The organism is Neisseria sp. P0021.S007, assembly GCF_051956855.1.
Genome location: NZ_JBQCXA010001772.1, coordinates 1 through 436 on the forward strand (window position 1 = coordinate 1; position 436 = coordinate 436).

A 436-nucleotide genomic window follows, 5' to 3' on the forward strand; every position below is an offset into this window, starting at 1 on the left:
GTGTTCGGCCAATTTACCCGTTTTGACCACGATACCAAGCAAGACGGCAGCCGCGTGGTGCTCTACCCGAGCGTCAAATGGGACTTCCACAACCAATGGGGCTACATCCGACCTAAAGTCGGTGTACACGCCACTTATTACAGCCTCAACAGCTTCAATGGCCAAAGCGGCCGCAATGTCAGCCGCGTCCTGCCGATCATCAACGTCGACAGCGGCCTGACTTTCGAGCGCAGGGCCCGTCTCTTCGGCGGAGAATACCTCCAAACGCTCGAACCGCGCCTGTTTTACAACTACATTCCGACCAAGTCCCAAAACGACCTGCCCAATTTCGACAGCTCCGAAAACAGCTTTACCTACTCGCAGCTGTTCCGCGAAAACCTGTATTCGGGCAACGACCGCATCAATTCGGCCAACAGCCTGACGCTGGCCACACACA

General features: G+C 56.0%; 1 protein-coding gene. It reads left to right on the forward strand.

The annotated features are described in order from the left end of the window. On the forward strand, positions 1 to 436 hold a 436-nt coding region (locus ACTHUR_RS21385), incomplete at both ends, for an LPS-assembly protein LptD (RefSeq protein ID WP_440400820.1).